This is a genomic window from Vibrio anguillarum (genome assembly GCF_001989995.2).
Taxonomy (GTDB): Bacteria; Pseudomonadota; Gammaproteobacteria; order Enterobacterales; family Vibrionaceae; genus Vibrio; species Vibrio anguillarum.
On record NZ_JAHGUP010000012.1, the window covers coordinates 25,909 to 42,486 of the forward strand.

The following is a 16,578-nucleotide window of genomic DNA, read 5'->3' on the forward strand; positions in this document are numbered from 1 at the left end:
CAAAGTGCTTTACAAAGCTATTGCGATCGGATTAAAATTCCGCACCATTTTTGATCAAGCTGATAACCGAGCAAACAGACAAGAAATCTTGTGGTTTAAGCCTCAAAATATCAGCGTTAACGAATAACCCCTGAGGTGAAAGGCATATGCCAATAGTTAAAGTACGTGAAAACGAACCGTTCGATGTTGCATTACGTCGTTTCAAGCGCTCTTGCGAAAAAGCAGGTATCCTTTCTGAAGTGCGTCGTCGTGAGCACTATGAAAAACCAACTACCGTTCGCAAACGCGCTAAAGCAGCAGCTCAAAAGCGTCACGCTAAGAAGCTAGCTCGCGAAAACGCACGTCGCGTTCGCCTGTACTAATAACCTTTTTCCATTAAGGAACGAGAGTTATGGCTCTAATTGATATCCTCAAAGAAGAGCAAAAATTAGCGATGAAAGCCAAGGATAAAGTACGCCTTGGCACTATTCGTTTAGCCTTATCCGCGATCAAACAACGAGAAGTCGACGAGCAGATCACTCTGAACGACGACGATATTCTTGCTGTGATGGTAAAAATGGTTAAACAGCGTCGCGACTCTGTCGCTCAATATGAAGCTGCCAATCGTCAAGATCTCGCAGATGCAGAGCAAGCAGAAATCACTATCCTTGAGGCATTTATGCCTCAGCCGTTGAGCGATGATGAAGTGAGCGCATTAATTGATGATGCGATCACCCAGTCCGCTGCTGCTGGCATGCAAGACATGGGGAAAGTGATGGCTGTCTTGAAACCGCAAATTCAAGGGCGTGCAGATATGGGTAAAGTCAGCGGATTAGTTCGAACTAAACTCGCTTAAATGCCCGCATCAAATTGCATCAAGCCGTGCTATCCTCTGGAGCGCACGGCTTGTTTGTATCTAATCATTCGTTTTAATCTTTTCTTTTAGGTTTTATGGCAGGACACATCCCTCGCAGTTTTATTGATGATCTCCTTGCTCGACTTGATATTGTCGACATCATAGACGCACGTGTGAAACTTAAGAAAAAAGGTAAGAACTACGGTGCTTGCTGCCCATTCCATAATGAAAAAACGCCCTCATTTAGTGTAAGCCAAGAAAAACAGTTCTATCACTGCTTTGGTTGTGGCGTGCATGGCAACGCCATCGACTTCATGATGGAATATGAACGCCTTGAATTCGTCGAGGCCATCGAAGAATTGGCTTCTTTTGTGGGGCTAGAAGTTCCCCGAGAGCAACGCTCTAGTGGCCATTTCTCATCAGCCCCTAAAGCCAATAGTGAAGAAAAACGCACCCTTTATGACTTAATGGGCAGCATTGCGCAGTTTTACCGCAACCAACTCAAAGTTCCGGGTAATCGTCATGCCATCGAGTACCTAAAAGATCGCGGTCTTTCTGGCGAAATCGTGCAGAAATTTGGTATTGGCTATATCGCTGACGAATGGGATTTAGTGCGCAAAAACTTCGGCCAGCAACAAGAAAGCCAAGAGATGCTCGTCACTGGCGGCATGTTGATCGAAAATGACAAAGGCAACCGATACGATCGTTTTCGTGGACGTATTATGTTTCCCATTCGCGACCGCCGCGGACGAGTGATCGGCTTTGGTGGACGCGTTACGGGTGATGGAACGCCAAAATACCTGAACTCCCCAGAAACCCCCATTTTCCATAAAGGTAAAGAGCTGTATGGCCTATACGATGTCATGCAAGCCTATCGTGAACCCCCGCAAATATTAGTGGTTGAAGGTTATATGGATGTGGTGGCTCTGGCGCAATATGGGGTCGACTACTCGGTTGCTTCGCTAGGAACCTCAACTACAGGCGATCACCTGCAACTGCTTTTTCGCCAAACCAATACGGTGGTCTGTTGCTATGATGGTGACCGAGCAGGGCGAGAAGCGGCGTGGCGTGCACTGGAAAATGCGTTGAGTTATCTCAAAAGTGGCAATATTCTTAAATTCCTGTTTTTACCTGACGGTGAAGACCCAGATAGCTACATCAGAACCCATGGAAAAGCGGCCTTTGAACAGTTAGTGCAAGATGCTGAACCCTTATCCAAATACCTATTTACCAACCTACTGTCACAAGTTGATGTCGGTAATAACGAAGGGAAAGCGGCGCTTGAGGCGCTGGCACTACCACTGATTAATAAAGTGCCAGACACATCTCTACAAGCGCAATTGCTCAAAATATTAGGGCAAAAAACTGGGATTTATAAAAAGCCATCACTGCCAGAATCAGACAAACACCGCTCACAGCCACACAAAGAGCTCAAACGCACACCGATGCGTGAAGTGATCGCTTTGCTTATTCAAAATCCAAGCTATGCTGAAATGGTGCCTGATATTTCCAGCGTTCAATCCTTGCCCATACCCGGTTTAAGTTTATTAATTGAGGTACTTGAGAATTGTCAAGCGTACCCCAATATTACTACAGGCCAATTGCTTGAACACTGGCGCGGTAATAAAAACGAGACCCTTCTGTCTCGCCTCGCAAGTTGGGAAATTCCACTTGTTGAAGACAACCAAGAAGAACTATTTTTAGATTCATTGGACAAAATATTGGCTCAATGCATCGAAAAGCAAATTGAAAACCTGCAGGCAAAAGAAAGAAGCGTCGGTTTATCAGCCGAAGAGAGACGGGAGCTTCAAGACTTAATGAAAGACTTGAAAGCGTAACCCAGTTTAAATAGTCAGCAATGAATAAATTTGTTAGTATATGTGGTTTGCATTTCGCATACTAATTCCTTCACCAGATATGAAGTTGGATACCGTCTATGGATCAAAATCCGCAGTCACAGCTAAAACTACTTGTCATTAAAGGCAAAGAGCAAGGCTATCTGACCTACGCCGAAGTAAATGACCACCTACCAGCAGAAATCGTAGATTCCGAGCAGGTAGAAGATATCATTCAGATGATCAATGACATGGGTATTAAGGTGGTAGAAACTGCCCCTGATGCCGATGATCTTGCTCTAAATGATGACAACGCAATCACCGATGAGGATGCTGCCGAAGCTGCAGCCGCTGCATTATCCAGTGTAGAAAGCGAAATTGGTCGTACTACCGACCCTGTGCGCATGTATATGCGCGAAATGGGTACCGTAGAACTGCTGACTCGCGAAGGTGAAATTGATATCGCTAAGCGTATTGAAGATGGTATTAACCAAGTTCAACGCGCAGTGGCTGAATATCCAGGCACCATTCCATACATCTTAGAGCAATTTGACAAAGTTCTTGCTGAAGAACTTCGTTTAACAGACCTGATCTCAGGTTTTGTTGATCCTGACTCAGATGCAACGAACGCCCCAACAGCGACCCATATCGGTTCAGAGCTTGCTAGCGCTGACCTTGCTGATGAAGACGACCTTGATGATGACGACGATGACGACAGCGAAGATACTGACTCTGAAGAAGATGCAGGAATCGACCCTGAGCTTGCGCTAGAAAAATTCACCGAACTACGCAACAAGTATCAAAATCTTCAACTCGCGAAAAATGAGCATGGCTATGACAGCAATAAAGCCGCCCAAGCCACCGAGTTGATGTTGGATATTTTCCGTGAATTCCGACTCACGCCAAAGCAATTTGACTACCTAGTCAACAAGCTTCGTACCTCTATGGATCGCGTTCGTACTCAAGAACGTCTGATCATGAGAGCTGCGGTCGAATACGGTAAAATGCCTAAGAAATCATTCATTGCCTTATTCACTGGCAATGAATCAAGCGATGCATGGTTAGATGAAGTACTCGCTTCAGAAAAACCTTATGCAGAAAAAATCAGACAGCAAGAAGAAGACATTCGTCGTTCAATTCATAAATTGAAAATGATCGAAGAAGAAACGTCTTTGAATGTACAAAACATTAAAGACATCAGCCGTCGCATGTCTATCGGTGAAGCGAAAGCTCGTCGAGCGAAAAAAGAGATGGTTGAAGCAAACTTGCGTCTGGTTATTTCTATCGCGAAGAAATACACCAACCGTGGCCTGCAGTTCTTGGATCTTATCCAAGAAGGTAATATCGGCCTGATGAAAGCGGTAGATAAGTTTGAATACCGCCGTGGTTATAAGTTCTCAACTTACGCCACTTGGTGGATTCGCCAAGCTATCACACGTTCAATTGCAGACCAAGCACGTACTATTCGTATTCCAGTGCACATGATCGAAACGATCAACAAACTGAATCGAATCTCACGTCAGATGCTGCAAGAGATGGGCCGCGAGCCTCTGCCAGAAGAATTGGCAGAACGCATGCAAATGCCAGAAGATAAAATTCGTAAAGTACTGAAAATTGCTAAAGAGCCAATCTCTATGGAGACACCTATCGGTGACGACGAAGATTCGCATCTTGGTGACTTTATCGAGGATACAACCCTTGAACTACCACTTGATTCTGCTACGGCCACCAGCCTAAGAGCAGCGACTCGTGACGTTCTTGCTGGCCTAACTCCTCGCGAAGCGAAAGTACTGCGTATGCGTTTCGGTATTGACATGAATACCGACCACACGTTAGAAGAAGTTGGTAAGCAGTTTGACGTAACGCGTGAGCGTATCCGCCAAATTGAAGCGAAAGCACTGCGTAAACTGCGTCACCCAAGCCGCTCTGAAACATTGCGCAGCTTCTTAGACGAGTAATCGCAACCTATCCAATCTAAAAGGTGAGCACAAGCTCACCTTTTTTGTATCTCATGGTTTAAGTGGATAAAAACCAAGCGCATTTACCCTATTTTGCGGGTAGACACTCATAACTGCATCCCCTATAATCACACACCTAATTTGGCCCCTTAGCTCAGTGGTTAGAGCAGTCGACTCATAATCGATTGGTCCCCAGTTCAAGTCTGGGAGGGGCCACCAAATTCTAGAAGGTTAGTAAGCGTAGTGTTTACTGACCTTTTTTTGTACCTGACGATTTTGGGTCAGGTAACCCCGATCACGCACTCTTCTCTGAATACAAAAAGGCGCAGCTGGATGATATCAGCTACGCCTTTTATTACGCTCACTGTTATTAAATTAAGCCATCGGTAAATAGACCGGTGCTTGCACAACAAGCCAAAGTTGATCCATTACCGACTGCGACACTACTTACTCGCGATTGTTTCAAAAGCGGCTTCAGCATCAACCATTCCACCCGAGATCGATAGCGCACTGAATGGAACAAGCGTTTCAGGTGATGATGGTTTTTTCACTAACAGCTCAGGATAACGACGGGCGCTATCAAGTAATAGAGCTTTGAGTTCTACTGCGGAGAGCTCTGGATAGCGTGACCACACCATAGCGGCAACGCCTGATACTACAGGTGCAGCCATACTCGTACCACTATAGGATGCGTAGTTATTGCCTGGCGTAGAAGAGAGAATGCGATAACCGGGTGCAAAGATATCAACCGATTTTTGTCCATAATTACTAAAACTGGCGACAAAATCTTCATTCGCGTATTTCGCTGATGCCCCTACGTCTATCCAAGTTGCAATAGGTGACGATTCGTAAGTATCGGCAAAACGATTAGGGAAGCTTGGTTTACTATCATTATCACTTTGGCTATTGCCTGCAGAATGGATGATTAACACACCTTTGCTGGCCGCATAACGAAACGCGTGGTCAACTACAAATTTACGTGGTGAATAGCTTTTACCAAAACTCATGTTGATGATTTTTGCGCCATTATCCACCGCATAACGCACAGCGTTGGCAATGTCTTTATCGCGCTCATCACCATTAGGCACCATACGCAACGACATGATTTTCACATCTTCAGATAAGCCGTCAATACCGATACCATTGCGACGCTCTGCCGCAATAATTCCCGCCACATGCGTACCGTGTGATGCATCAGGCCCTTTTACATCATTATTTCCATACCCCTTTTCCCAAGGGTTGCTGATGTCATCTAAAACGATATCAGCACGAGGATCAAACTCAAGGTTGTAGTAGTAATCTAACGCATTTTTGTATCGGCTATGTCTGGATGCAAGGTAGTCAAACGAATACCAGTCGTCGAATAGTGTCAACAACGCTTGAGCAGCGGAGACAACTTCAGGGTTCGGATGTGACAGTAAAATGAGCAAACCTTCGGCCGTAAAATCTTTATGCTGATTCAGTGCTGAGATTTGCGATTTATATTGATTCGCTTGCTCAATAGCATCAGTGACCTGCGCGAGCAGGGTTTGGTTACTCTGAACCTCGGCTAGATATTCCGTTTCTATTGCTTGGTAGTAAGCACGTTTTTGCTCAGGTATCCAATCATTGCCTTCTAATAAATCCAGGTATTTTTTGTACTCACGCGTCAGCTCTAATGTATCGTAATCCACATTGATACCAAGCGAGTTGCCTAAGAAATTCCAACCATACACATCATCAATATAGCCATTACCATCATCATCAATGCCATTGTTTGGGATTTCTCCCGCATTAACCCATAACTTGTTCTTTAGATCTTCGTGTTCAATGTCCACGCCCGAATCTAACACCGCCACGATAACAGGCTGAGGTTTAAGAGGGGGCATCAAGGATTCATACACATAATCCGATCCAACCCCTTGGATAGAGGAATAGTTAGCCGAGAGATTAAACCAATCCCCACGCTGTTCAGAACTCCCAATCATACGCATGAAAAACAAACGAGGTTGGATAGCTTGTGGAGTATAGTCTTCAACAATATTACCTTTTATATCTTTAATAAAAGGCGAATTAATTGGGGTGGGTTCCACACTGACGTTTGCCGAAACCGATGCTGAAACGAGTATTGCTGCAGCAAGAGCAGAATATTTGTATCCTTTATTCATTTTATTACATCCTATTTAATACGCTTAGAAAGCGACCAAAAAGATAAAACGCAATACAATGAAAATCATTCACAACAACAATAAAACCATACAGCCATCTCACTATTGTGAATGCTTTGTGCTGAAAATTTGATCTAAGCACCATTGATACAATGGTGAATAGAAACTCACAAGATATTGATAAATCTATACTTTAACGACATAAGGACGATCATTAACAAGTAAAGTTCGATAGACGGCATCTCAACTTTCAGGCTTGAATCCTAGCGATGGAGTAGAGATAAACACCGTCTAGATTTTACTGGCTTGTAACTAAATCGAATAATCGAAAACGATGATCTCTTCGAGCAAAGGACGAAAGATATCCTTTAGCGCGTTATGCTCTGGATGAGGTAGGTAATTTTGGCGCCCTTGCTCATCGCTAAATGTCATTAAAACGCTGTGAGTATAACCTTGGTTTTTGCCTTCTGGGCTGTCGTTCACGCCCCACTCAACAGCGGAGACCCCCTCGATTTTCTCTGGCATGGCTTCAAACAGCGACTTGAGCTGTTGGATGTCGGCAGGCTGAGCTTGTGGTTTGAATTTGATTAATAAGATATGGCGGATCATTGTTCGCTCCGTTTCTGTCCGTAGAATTTCTTTTCATAAAGAGGGATAACGCTGGCTCACTGGTGCTAACGGTGCTGCGCTTAAAACAATAAAGCGGCACTCAAGGTTTGAAGCGCCGCTTTATTGATTAAATGGGCTACAACCTTAACCAATATTGACCGATGAGCCACCAATAATTACGCCACCGCAGTCAACGGCATCGCCGACTCGCGCGGCGGGCTTGCCATCAATCATAACGCTACCCGAGCCCCCTTTAATTGTACGTGGGTGGCTTGGGTTGTTCGGCTTATCATGAGGCTCTAGCGGGTCCCCCAGCCTTGCCACTGCTTTGCCATCAATTTTTACCGTCGGTGACCCAGCGGTGATCGGCGTCGGAGGAAAACCATCATGATCGGATCCGATATCTCCTACTAATGCACCATTTGCCATTGATTTGCTCCTTATCAGATTCGTTGATTAAGCTTGTTGCGATGTTGTTTACCCTAAGGGCTTAGGATTTTATCGGCTAGTGATACACCATCAACACCGCTAAACAGCCAAAAGTGAGCTGTACGCAGCAGACACAAATTAGAGTACCAAAGTGCCGCTGGTGTGAAAAACCTTTATGCTATTCCTCTTTTAATTCTTGATTAAAGATAGGATGCTTGTACTGATCATTAACTCGCCGTAACGGAAGATAGTCGACATTATTATGAACACTCTTCACGAGCTCAATAAAACGTGTTTTTTCATCAAAGGAACTAAAAAAAAGTGTTCTACTAAATCGAGGATGTCTTCTGCTTTCGGAATTCAATTTCACCATCTTTTCTTTGATCGGATCAAAAACAATCAATTGGTCAGCAAAGTAAACATCTTTCTGATGTACGGTGGGATGGAAGTTGGTCAAACCAAAGGCCAGCAGGGCAAAACCGCCTGCACCAACAAACGCTAACGGACCAACGACGGCTAAGGCTAGCAAACAGACCGCAATCCCCACCCAAGCAAAACCGCGTACAAAAGTGTAGGCCGCATCCGGGATCACTTCTTGATCGGTATAATGCACACCCGCTTGCGTTAAGCTGTAACAATAGCGGTGGTCGGGCATCAAAAGATACCTTCCCGCCGACATGCCCGCCAAGCCAAAGCTGATAAACCCCCAAAACTCAGTACTGTTAAAAGCAATATCCCCGAACACAAGAAATAGTGAGGGAAGCAAAAAGCCTGCAATGACGGCAATAATCCAACGAGCGATATCACCTCGTCGCTCTGAAAATGCCACACATTCCCACTGATACAAAACCTCACTGCTGTGTAAATTTGCCTTTAACTGCTCTAACTCATCTTTATCAATTAACATTTAACCCTTTCCTACAACGAGATTTCTTGTGGCAATATCATTCGCCTCTGCAGATTGTAAATCTAATTCCCCCACGCGAGTTCCGCGGGCGCAAAATTTGAGACTCTGTTCCTTGACCCAATGCAGGGGCAGTGCAACGCAAACTCCAACGGTATCCTTATCACTGCCACCCAATGTAATGCGATACACTGGTTGCTCATCTTCAATACTCCATTTACCCTGCTGTTCATCAATCAAGACCAGAGGATTTGCCGATTGGGTTCGGTAGGAATACCCCTCTTGTGGTGGTAAACGCGTGATTTGCAGCCCAATGGTTTGGCCTTGCATATAAGAGGGTAACACGAGTTCCAACTGCCACTGCATAGTCGGTCGGTACGCTTGATAACTGAGTTTATTGGCGGGAACTGGCATTAAACGAATATTTGGTCGGTGGAGAAGGCGCTCTAACTCGGTCAATTCTTGGCCCACCGACCAATGAGCACTCTCTTTCCCCCACGTCGATTTTGATAACCAGATTTCTAACTCTGAGCGTTTAAACACATTGGTCAAAATCACCCCGATCAAATAGACAATACCAATCACAGCAAAACCGGCGAGCATCCAACCAGCATTGATGGCTGCGATTGATCCAAACCCCATTATTCGACTTACTCCGTATACACCTAACTGAATAGCAAAAATCAGAGCCTGTGCTCCCGTTGCTCCAGCTTTTAACAAATAACCGAAGCGCTCAAGATCGGTTTTACTGCTGTCATTAAACTTACCCCAGCTTTCCCATGCCTCTAACCCGCTGGCAATCATGCCAACGGTAGCCACCAAGGCGATGGATTTAGAAAAAGTTTTTAGGGCATCTTTGGCTTTAAGGCTGGATGCCTCACCTAATGCTTCTTTTAGTGATTTATCCAAAAGCTCATATTTAACAATCGTCTTCCAAGCGCGCCCAGCACTGATGGCACCGGCGGCCACAATGGTATAGCCAGTGGCATAAATGGCTTCGCCCAACGCCGGATTCTTCGAAGGATCCCAACTGGGGTATTGTGCGACCTTACCGCGGATATTCTCCAAAACCGCCATGGTATTCCATAGGTTCAGTGCAAACAGCAAGCCCCCTAATCCACCCAGTTTCTGGCTCACCGACGCGCTACTGGTTTTGACGTTTTTCGATAGCGCGCTCAGTTTCTCATTTACCGACTGCTGAAAAGTGTTCATCACCGCTTGGTTTTTGAGCGTCAGCATCATCGGCAGTTCACTACTGAGTAATTGCCCTAGCTTACGTTGTGCGGATTGCGCGGTCGCAATTTGATGGTTTTTCGGGCTCACATTACCGGGCTTGAGTTCCAGAGCATTATTCATCTCTTGCAAGATGGCATTCAACTTAGTCTCAAATTGCTTAATCTCAGCCGCATACTTGGGGTTATGTTGCAACACCGCCTCTTCTCGTACTAGGCTTTCCACTAATAATAAGCGAAGGTTAGCCAGCAAACTGGGCGTTCCTCCTTTGGGCTGAGTCTGATAAGGAAACAGCAACTCCATCACCGCTTGCCAACTCTCTTTCGCTTGATTGGCTACCGCTTTTTGCAGTGCACCAAAACTCGATTGAACGGGTTCAATCCATGTCTTAAACCATGCTTTTTCCCGAATGCGGCCATCTCCCGTGAAAGTATCCCAGTTTGCGATCGCGGCCGAAAACGCCACCATATCACTAGGATTACCGGTAGAGAGAAAGGAGGTGCTAAAATCTTGGATGTGGCTGTTAATGGCTTGATTCGCCTGCAGAGAAAAGCCTGTTGACGCGAGCGCCATGAGGTTTTTCGGTGAATCAAAACTGAGCTCTTTTTTGAGGGTCTCAAGCGCTTTCTCATCATGATTGACTTGCGTAACTGCCACTAGAAATTGGCTAATTAACGCTAACAAATACGCTTGCTGGATCTCATCTTGGTTATCTATACCAAGTAGAATCGGGTCAAGGCCAAGCTGGTTGAAGGCAGACATAAACTGCGCATAGTGCTGTTTAATCTGTTCATCCAATCCTTTGAGTTGGGTGTAATGCTCCACCAAAAAGTTATCTAAATCCGCCCAGCGCACTTCATCGTTAAAACCGTTGTCTTTTTTGCGCCACTTGCGCATCTGAGCACTGGTGGGTTCAAAACGATAGAGTGTTTTCAATTCCGCCAATTGCTGATCCGCTTGCTGCTGCATGGGGGAAAGCGCCTTTGATGGCGTGATCCCTTCACTGGCTAATTGGCTAAATTCCATTTCGGCTAATTCAGCCGTAGCCCAATATTCAGTAATGGCTCTTTCTAACTCTAAAATACGGATAGGATCTTGTTTTACAAAATCGGGAATTTCTTTTTCTTCAAGACGAATTCGGCCTAATGTGCGTGTCAGCTCTGCCATCTGCATTTTATGCTGTTGCGCTTCATCACCAACCTCTTTTTTAGTTAGATCTGCCACTTGGGTAGTAAAAGTAATAAATAAATCTGACACATCCGCTAAAGGGTCATTCAGAGCCACAAATAAACCGCAGTTTTGCTCTGGCAAATCTTGCAAATAATCACTGCTGCTCACCACCGCTTTGTCGACCACGAACTTGAATTCAGTATCTATCGCCGCTTCTTCACTTTTCTCTACCGGTAATGAAGGGGTACAGGTAGCTTTAAAAATATCCTGCTCAGCTGGCGTCCCGATGTCCGCTACATAGTCTTCAAGATACTGAGCAAAATGCGCATGAAGGTGAGAACCATTGGACTCAAACTGTTTAAGGCTCACTTTACGCATCACAGCATGACGACTGCTGGTATTGGAGCGCATATGCTCACACACTCGCCACGTCCATCGTTGATGCGCATAACCGATAGAGAGAGTGTGCTGGGCGGGATAGAGTAAACAGCTTTTGCTTTCACCTTTCGAGCCGCGCTCGTGAGTGGGTTTGCTTGCCTCATCGTCAGACCACTCAATTTTGGTCAAGGTGCTGCCAACGACTTCATATTCGTGCAGTGTTTTTGCTGTTTCATCATAGACATAGAGCCAGCCATCACGCAGTTGCCTTAAGGTGTAGCTACGCTGCTTGGTAGAGAATTGACCTTTCCACTGTCGCTCAGCTTTGGGTAAAGGGTGTAATGCTTGACCTTGCTTATCATAAACATCAAAGGCATAACGAATAGGAATTATCCCTATTAACGGCTGTTTAAAAGGACATGCACTGGCTGGATTTTGCGCATCATTGGTCTGCCCTGTTTTCGCAGCTTGATTGGGATTACTCATCCTTGAACCTCCTGTGATGATTGTGAATAGTGATAAGCCAGCTCTGCGGCAGCTTCAATGCGTTGCGAAGGCGTACGACTTGAAGCCTGATGCAACAAAGGATCAATCTCGGGATACTTCCCTTTTTCAAGAGCATCAACGCCTAAAAACCCCAACACATTAAAAAACAGCATTAAATCTCGCTCACTGCTAAAGCCCTGCTGGTAAGCCCATTGAGCATAACGATGAAATAATTCAGGGTCAGACTGCCACTGCTGCGCTAAATCCGGAAACCACTGCTGCACATGCCGCTCGACCGTTTCTAAGGTATTGAGCCATGTGATGTTGCCAAGCCGTTGCCACTGTTCATCGGTTAACTTGAATCGCACAGGAGTGTCCTGAGTCGCCGTCAGTTCTGGTCGTTGCACATATTGCCAACCTTGACGTGTCGGCAACCAAGCTCGATTGATCACTTTCCACAGTGGTTGGCATTGGGTACTCAAAAGTACATACGCGCATTCACTGTTCGCCATTTTAAGAAACACCGTTGAACCATAAGGGGATTCCACTTGGATCAAACGACGCAGTTGTTCAGCAATCTCTTCAATGGACTCTAAAGAAGCAAAAAAGAACCCAGCTAACCCCTGATTCTGCTCAAGGAACCAGGTTTTAACTGCATCCGTTGCCAAAACGAGATAAGGAGACACCTCTTTAAGCTGCTCAAAAGGCGGAAAAAGGTACAAAGGCTCCAAAACCAATTCACCCGATAGACGGTACAAGGCTTGTGCTAGATGGCTGATTTGAGCACCATCAACCAAAAGGTAAAGCCTTTCTTGTGTATCCATTTCCATCTCTGGAACCGAGCTCACCCAGTTATGCACGACAAAGGAATTTGTTGAACGCATTAATTTCCCTTTGCCTCTTCACACACTTCACACACAGGTGCAGGACCTTTGAGTGCTTCAATTTGTCGCGCCTTAAGTAAAGGTGACATGGATTGCTGAGTGGGAGTTACTGCTGCTAGCTCAATCTCTTGCGGCGTTTTGGCTTCATCAACCCCTTGTGGCAACGCCGCTACAACACCGCCATAACCCGAGCCGCTGCCTGCGCTGCCGCCGGAGTTAAGGTTGATCGCAGGCCCGACTAGGTGCACGCCGCCGCCATCCACTTTGATAAAACTACCCGCTGCTTTAATGGTGATCTCATTACCCGCATCTAACACCAACTTATTGCCTGCTTTAAGGTGCACTTCATTTCCTGAATCAAAAATCGTTTTTTCACCGATTTTTTGGTGCAGTGAGCCCCCCACTTCAAGGCTATGATCTAACGCTATTTTCTGACGGCTTTCGCCCTCGGCCGTTAGGTGTTGGTTATTTTTAATGTGGCTGAACTGGTCGTTATCCACTGTCAGGTGTTTATCGTGTTTGATGTGTGTGGTGGCATCATTAAGCACTAGTGCTTCATAGTCTTTTTGCGCGTGTAGGTAGATTTTCTCTTGCCCTGCTTGATCTTCAAAACTCAGCTCATTAAAGCCTTCACCTTGGTGGGTTTCACTGCGCAGTACGGTTTTGGTTTTGTTATCTGGCAGTGTGTAGGGCGCTTTATTGGTGGCGTGATAAGCGCGGCCCGTGACTATGGGTTGATCCGGATCACCGTTTAAAAAATCGACAATCACTTCATGGCCAATTCTTGGGATAGCCATCATGCCATATTGGCTGCCAGCCCAACCTTGCGACACCCTCACCCAACATGAACTGTGCTCATCGCCGTTAGAATATCTGTCCCATGGGAAATGCAGTTTAACGCGGCCATACTCATCGCAGAAGATCTCTTCGCCATCGGGGCCAACCACGTGGGCGATGCATGGGCCATCCACTTGCGGCTTGGTGTGTGGTGTTGCGCGCCACGTTACATCGGCCGGGATCAAGGTAAATTGGTTACTGTAGGTCGTTGCACCACTACCGCCAGACTCTTCTAATGCTTGCGGCTGCCGGCCTTGATGGTTTACTTGCACCACAACCCAATCTCGGTTCACGCTGTCGTCTAAATGTTCGGCCAAATCAAACAGGGTTCCGGCTTGCAAACGCGCTTCATTGCTTTGGCCTTGTGCGGTACGCGCCTGCCTTCTTAGGTACTCTAAACGAATTTGGTTAAACGCTTTACCGCTCTCATCGTCTTTAAATCGACCCGGGAAATCAAAATGTTCATAGTGGGTCTGCTGGTAATCCATCGCGGTGCCGAGTGCACTTTGCTTAAAACCGTAAATCGGTTTTTTAAAGCTGTAATCCGCCAATTGGCTTTCCGCCACTTGCGATTGCGTATGGCTGATTAAGTTGGAAATGTAAGGCGTATCAACGATACCACCGGACAGCACATTGTAAGGGATCGGTGTATCGAGCTTCGTTAAGCTTTGACTGTCGTCACTGAAAATGAGGGTATGTTTACCTTCTTCATGCAGGAGGTGGTAGACCAAGCCCTCTTCAGCGGCTAAGCGGTGTAAAAAGTGGATATCGGTTTCACGGTACTGTACGCAGAATTCGCGCTGAAGACATTCTCGTTTAAGTGCGAAGGCATAGTCGTCAATGCCCATCTCTTGTAGCACAATAGAAAGAATTTCAGGTACGGTTTTAAGCTGGAAGATGCGGCTATTTTGGCGCAGCGACAAGCGCTCTAATGCAGGTACTAAAGTGAGTGAGTAAAAGGTGTGATGATGACCAATATCGCCTTTACTGAACTGGCGCACGATGCCATGCACGCGCTGCACCACACCGCCATTACGAAAAACCGTTAGCTGAGCTGTTTTGTCGACGACATCGATTGCACTCAAAATAGATTGACGGCTTGCGAGCTCAATGTGGTAACGAAACCCATAACAAGGCTCGCCATTGGCCAGCGCACTCTCCGATAAGGATTCTTGTCCTTGGTATTCTCGCACCACAAATGCATCGTCGGCGAGCCCGTCAACCTTTAACGTAAAATTCAGCGTGGCCATCTTCCATCCTCTTTACATTAGAAACAGCAAAGCCTTAAGCAAGTCACACTCATTGAATGTACTTTGCTTAAGGCTAAAAAAGGTGGCTGGCAGGATTGGCTTTGCTTACGCAACATCAGCCAGCCACCCAAATCAAAGCTTACGCTTCTACTGGTTTGCGCCAGTCATCTGAACCTGAAGTACCCGCGTTCACGTGATCCCACAGGATTTTACGGTAAGACATAGAAACCGTAACGTTTTGCGTGAAGTCGCCGTTCGCAGGATCTTGGCAGTGTGGCATTTCGCAATGAATGTCCACGATAGACGCGCTTTCAAGTTTAGTGGTGAAGAAGTTCTCTTGTTTACCTTCGATAGAAGTGCGGTACCATTTTAGCTCAACCGATTTCATCTTCTCGCCAGACGCCAACGCGTTATAAAGAAGAGGAACCGCTTTATTTAGCGCAACGGTGAATTTGAATGGTTTGTGAACACGTTGACCAGAAGGCTGACCTGATTGTGGGTCAGTCGGTACTGTCACAACGTGGTCAAACATTTGAACCAACATTTGATCTTCATGACCTTCAACGAAAGCATCGCCGATAGAGTCAGTAGAAAGAGCGCCTGCAGTGATGAGACCCTGAGTTTCGCCTTCGATAGAGATATAACATGGAGTTGGCATGACTTAATCCTTATTCAGTAAGAAAAAGCGATGGAAATTGCATCGCGTTATGTAATGTTTCTTAAAGCAAAGGGAATGCCAAAACAAAAACAGTTAAATTTCAAACAATTAAATTATAAGCTTTCATTTTCGAGCAAGAACTTGCTCGTCCGGGTAGAAACTTGCTCGTATCAAGCAAGTTTTCGCTGCGATTTCGCAATACGTCACTCTGTATCGCTTTTCTTAATCTAGCCACAATCTGCGGTAGATAACCTTAGCCACCTCAACTAGAATGCGGATTGAACACATTTTTACTTTGGTTGTATGCTCAAACTATCCAACACTATTGAACTGGCAGACTGGGAAATCGAACTTACTGCGATTCGTGCAGCCGGAAATGGCGGGCAAAACGTCAATAAAGTCTCCAGTGCGATCCACTTACGTTTTGACATCAGACGCTCAACGTTACCGGACATCTACAAACAAAAATTACTCGAAAGACCAGATTCCAGAATGACCAAAGAGGGCGTTATTGTCCTCAAAGCGCAATCTCACCGCACCCAAGAGCTGAATAAAGAAGATGCACTCAAGCGTCTCAAAGAGATTATTCTTTCTGCGATGGTGATAGAAAAACCGCGCCGGGCAACCAAACCGACAAAAAGTTCTCAACGTCGGCGAGTTGACGAGAAAAAACGGATAGCGGCCAATAAATCATTGCGCGGTAAAGTCTCTTTTTAAATGAATGGATTGGCAGCAAGGCAAAACAAAGAAGAAAAGAAATAAGCAACCTCGCGCTAAAAACAGCAACGGGAGCACGAAGCTCCCGTTTATTCCAGATCAGCAAAACAAAGGTTCAATTGACATTTTTATATTTTGTACCGCCCTTATAAGCTAGCACCAAATAAGCAGCACCAAAACAAAACCAGTTCATTTTGTGAGCAGAAAATGATTTATTGTTGCTAAAAAATCATTGTTGCATCAAAGAT

General features: G+C 45.6%; 13 protein-coding genes and 1 tRNA gene. 6 read left to right on the plus strand and 8 right to left on the minus strand.

The window, feature by feature from the left end; translation table 11 throughout:
- The first annotated feature begins 146 nt into the window (after positions 1-146).
- The 5 genes from rpsU (at position 147) to PL85_RS02580 (ending at position 4,847) form a co-directional block, all read left to right on the plus strand.
- Entirely contained in the window at positions 147-362 is a 216-nt protein-coding gene (rpsU, locus tag PL85_RS02560; protein ID WP_004396009.1) for a 30S ribosomal protein S21, read from the plus strand.
- A gap of 29 nt (positions 363-391) precedes the next feature.
- The gene (locus PL85_RS02565; RefSeq protein ID WP_010318215.1) at positions 392-835 is read left to right on the plus strand and encodes a GatB/YqeY domain-containing protein; all 444 of its coding nucleotides are present in this window, start codon (positions 392-394) and stop codon (positions 833-835) included.
- A 95-nt stretch (positions 836-930) separates the two neighbouring features.
- On the plus strand, positions 931-2,673 hold the full coding sequence (gene dnaG, locus PL85_RS02570) for a DNA primase (RefSeq protein ID WP_013857726.1): 1,743 nt from the start codon (positions 931-933) through the stop codon (positions 2,671-2,673).
- 98 nt (positions 2,674-2,771) lie between these two features.
- Entirely contained in the window at positions 2,772-4,628 is a 1,857-nt protein-coding gene (rpoD, locus tag PL85_RS02575; RefSeq protein WP_013857727.1) for an RNA polymerase sigma factor RpoD, read from the plus strand.
- Positions 4,629-4,771: 143 nt separating this feature from the next.
- A tRNA-Ile gene (locus PL85_RS02580) sits at positions 4,772-4,847 on the plus strand.
- Positions 4,848-5,071: 224 nt separating this feature from the next.
- On the opposite strand, the gene PL85_RS02585 is transcribed toward PL85_RS02580, so the two are convergent.
- The 8 genes from PL85_RS02585 to PL85_RS02620 all read right to left on the minus strand — a co-directional run bounded on the left by PL85_RS02585 (position 5,072) and on the right by PL85_RS02620 (position 15,613).
- On the minus strand, positions 5,072-6,775 hold the full coding sequence (locus tag PL85_RS02585) for a S8 family serine peptidase (protein ID WP_115339498.1): 1,704 nt from the start codon (positions 6,773-6,775) through the stop codon (positions 5,072-5,074).
- Positions 6,776-7,087: 312 nt separating this feature from the next.
- Positions 7,088-7,384, minus strand: coding sequence for a Dabb family protein (locus PL85_RS02590; RefSeq protein WP_115339497.1), 297 nt, complete (start codon positions 7,382-7,384; stop codon positions 7,088-7,090).
- A 144-nt stretch (positions 7,385-7,528) separates the two neighbouring features.
- On the minus strand, positions 7,529-7,813 hold the full coding sequence (locus PL85_RS02595) for a type VI secretion system PAAR protein (RefSeq protein WP_115339496.1): 285 nt from the start codon (positions 7,811-7,813) through the stop codon (positions 7,529-7,531).
- A 178-nt stretch (positions 7,814-7,991) separates the two neighbouring features.
- Positions 7,992-8,720 carry a hypothetical protein gene (locus tag PL85_RS02600; RefSeq protein WP_017043424.1) on the minus strand — a complete coding sequence of 243 codons (729 nt, stop codon included), beginning with the start codon at positions 8,718-8,720 and terminating at the stop codon, positions 7,992-7,994.
- Complete coding sequence (locus tag PL85_RS02605; RefSeq protein WP_115339495.1) at positions 8,721-11,984, minus strand: T6SS effector BTH_I2691 family protein; 3,264 nt, start codon at positions 11,982-11,984, stop codon at positions 8,721-8,723.
- Positions 11,981-12,868, minus strand: coding sequence for a type VI secretion system accessory protein VasW (gene vasW, locus PL85_RS02610; RefSeq protein ID WP_115339494.1), 888 nt, complete (start codon positions 12,866-12,868; stop codon positions 11,981-11,983). Before vasW ends, PL85_RS02605 begins: the two co-directional genes overlap by 4 nt.
- The gene (locus tag PL85_RS02615) at positions 12,868-14,955 is read right to left on the minus strand and encodes a type VI secretion system Vgr family protein (protein WP_115339493.1); all 2,088 of its coding nucleotides are present in this window, start codon (positions 14,953-14,955) and stop codon (positions 12,868-12,870) included. The genes vasW and PL85_RS02615 overlap by 1 nt, the downstream gene beginning before the upstream one ends.
- 139 nt (positions 14,956-15,094) lie before the next feature.
- A complete protein-coding gene (locus PL85_RS02620) occupies positions 15,095-15,613 on the minus strand; it encodes an Hcp family type VI secretion system effector (protein WP_013857791.1) in 519 nt (172 codons plus the stop codon).
- Between the two features lie 303 nt (positions 15,614-15,916).
- On the opposite strand from PL85_RS02620, the gene arfB reads away from it, so the two are divergent.
- On the plus strand, positions 15,917-16,330 hold the full coding sequence (gene arfB / locus PL85_RS02625) for an alternative ribosome rescue aminoacyl-tRNA hydrolase ArfB (RefSeq protein WP_017043428.1): 414 nt from the start codon (positions 15,917-15,919) through the stop codon (positions 16,328-16,330).
- The last annotated feature ends 248 nt before the right edge of the window (positions 16,331-16,578 follow it).

Coding starts and splice junctions, on each gene's coding strand:
- rpsU (WP_004396009.1), top strand. CDS start 147: ATGCCAATAGTTAAAGTACGTGAAAACGAACCGTTCGATGTTGCATTA.
- PL85_RS02565 (WP_010318215.1), top strand. CDS start 392: ATGGCTCTAATTGATATCCTCAAAGAAGAGCAAAAATTAGCGATGAAA.
- dnaG (WP_013857726.1), top strand. CDS start 931: ATGGCAGGACACATCCCTCGCAGTTTTATTGATGATCTCCTTGCTCGA.
- rpoD (WP_013857727.1), top strand. CDS start 2,772: ATGGATCAAAATCCGCAGTCACAGCTAAAACTACTTGTCATTAAAGGC.
- PL85_RS02585 (WP_115339498.1), bottom strand. CDS start 6,775: ATGAATAAAGGATACAAATATTCTGCTCTTGCTGCAGCAATACTCGTT.
- PL85_RS02590 (WP_115339497.1), bottom strand. CDS start 7,384: ATGATCCGCCATATCTTATTAATCAAATTCAAACCACAAGCTCAGCCT.
- PL85_RS02595 (WP_115339496.1), bottom strand. CDS start 7,813: ATGGCAAATGGTGCATTAGTAGGAGATATCGGATCCGATCATGATGGT.
- PL85_RS02600 (WP_017043424.1), bottom strand. CDS start 8,720: ATGTTAATTGATAAAGATGAGTTAGAGCAGTTAAAGGCAAATTTACAC.
- PL85_RS02605 (WP_115339495.1), bottom strand. CDS start 11,984: ATGAGTAATCCCAATCAAGCTGCGAAAACAGGGCAGACCAATGATGCG.
- vasW (WP_115339494.1), bottom strand. CDS start 12,868: ATGCGTTCAACAAATTCCTTTGTCGTGCATAACTGGGTGAGCTCGGTT.
- PL85_RS02615 (WP_115339493.1), bottom strand. CDS start 14,955: ATGGCCACGCTGAATTTTACGTTAAAGGTTGACGGGCTCGCCGACGAT.
- PL85_RS02620 (WP_013857791.1), bottom strand. CDS start 15,613: ATGCCAACTCCATGTTATATCTCTATCGAAGGCGAAACTCAGGGTCTC.
- arfB (WP_017043428.1), top strand. CDS start 15,917: ATGCTCAAACTATCCAACACTATTGAACTGGCAGACTGGGAAATCGAA.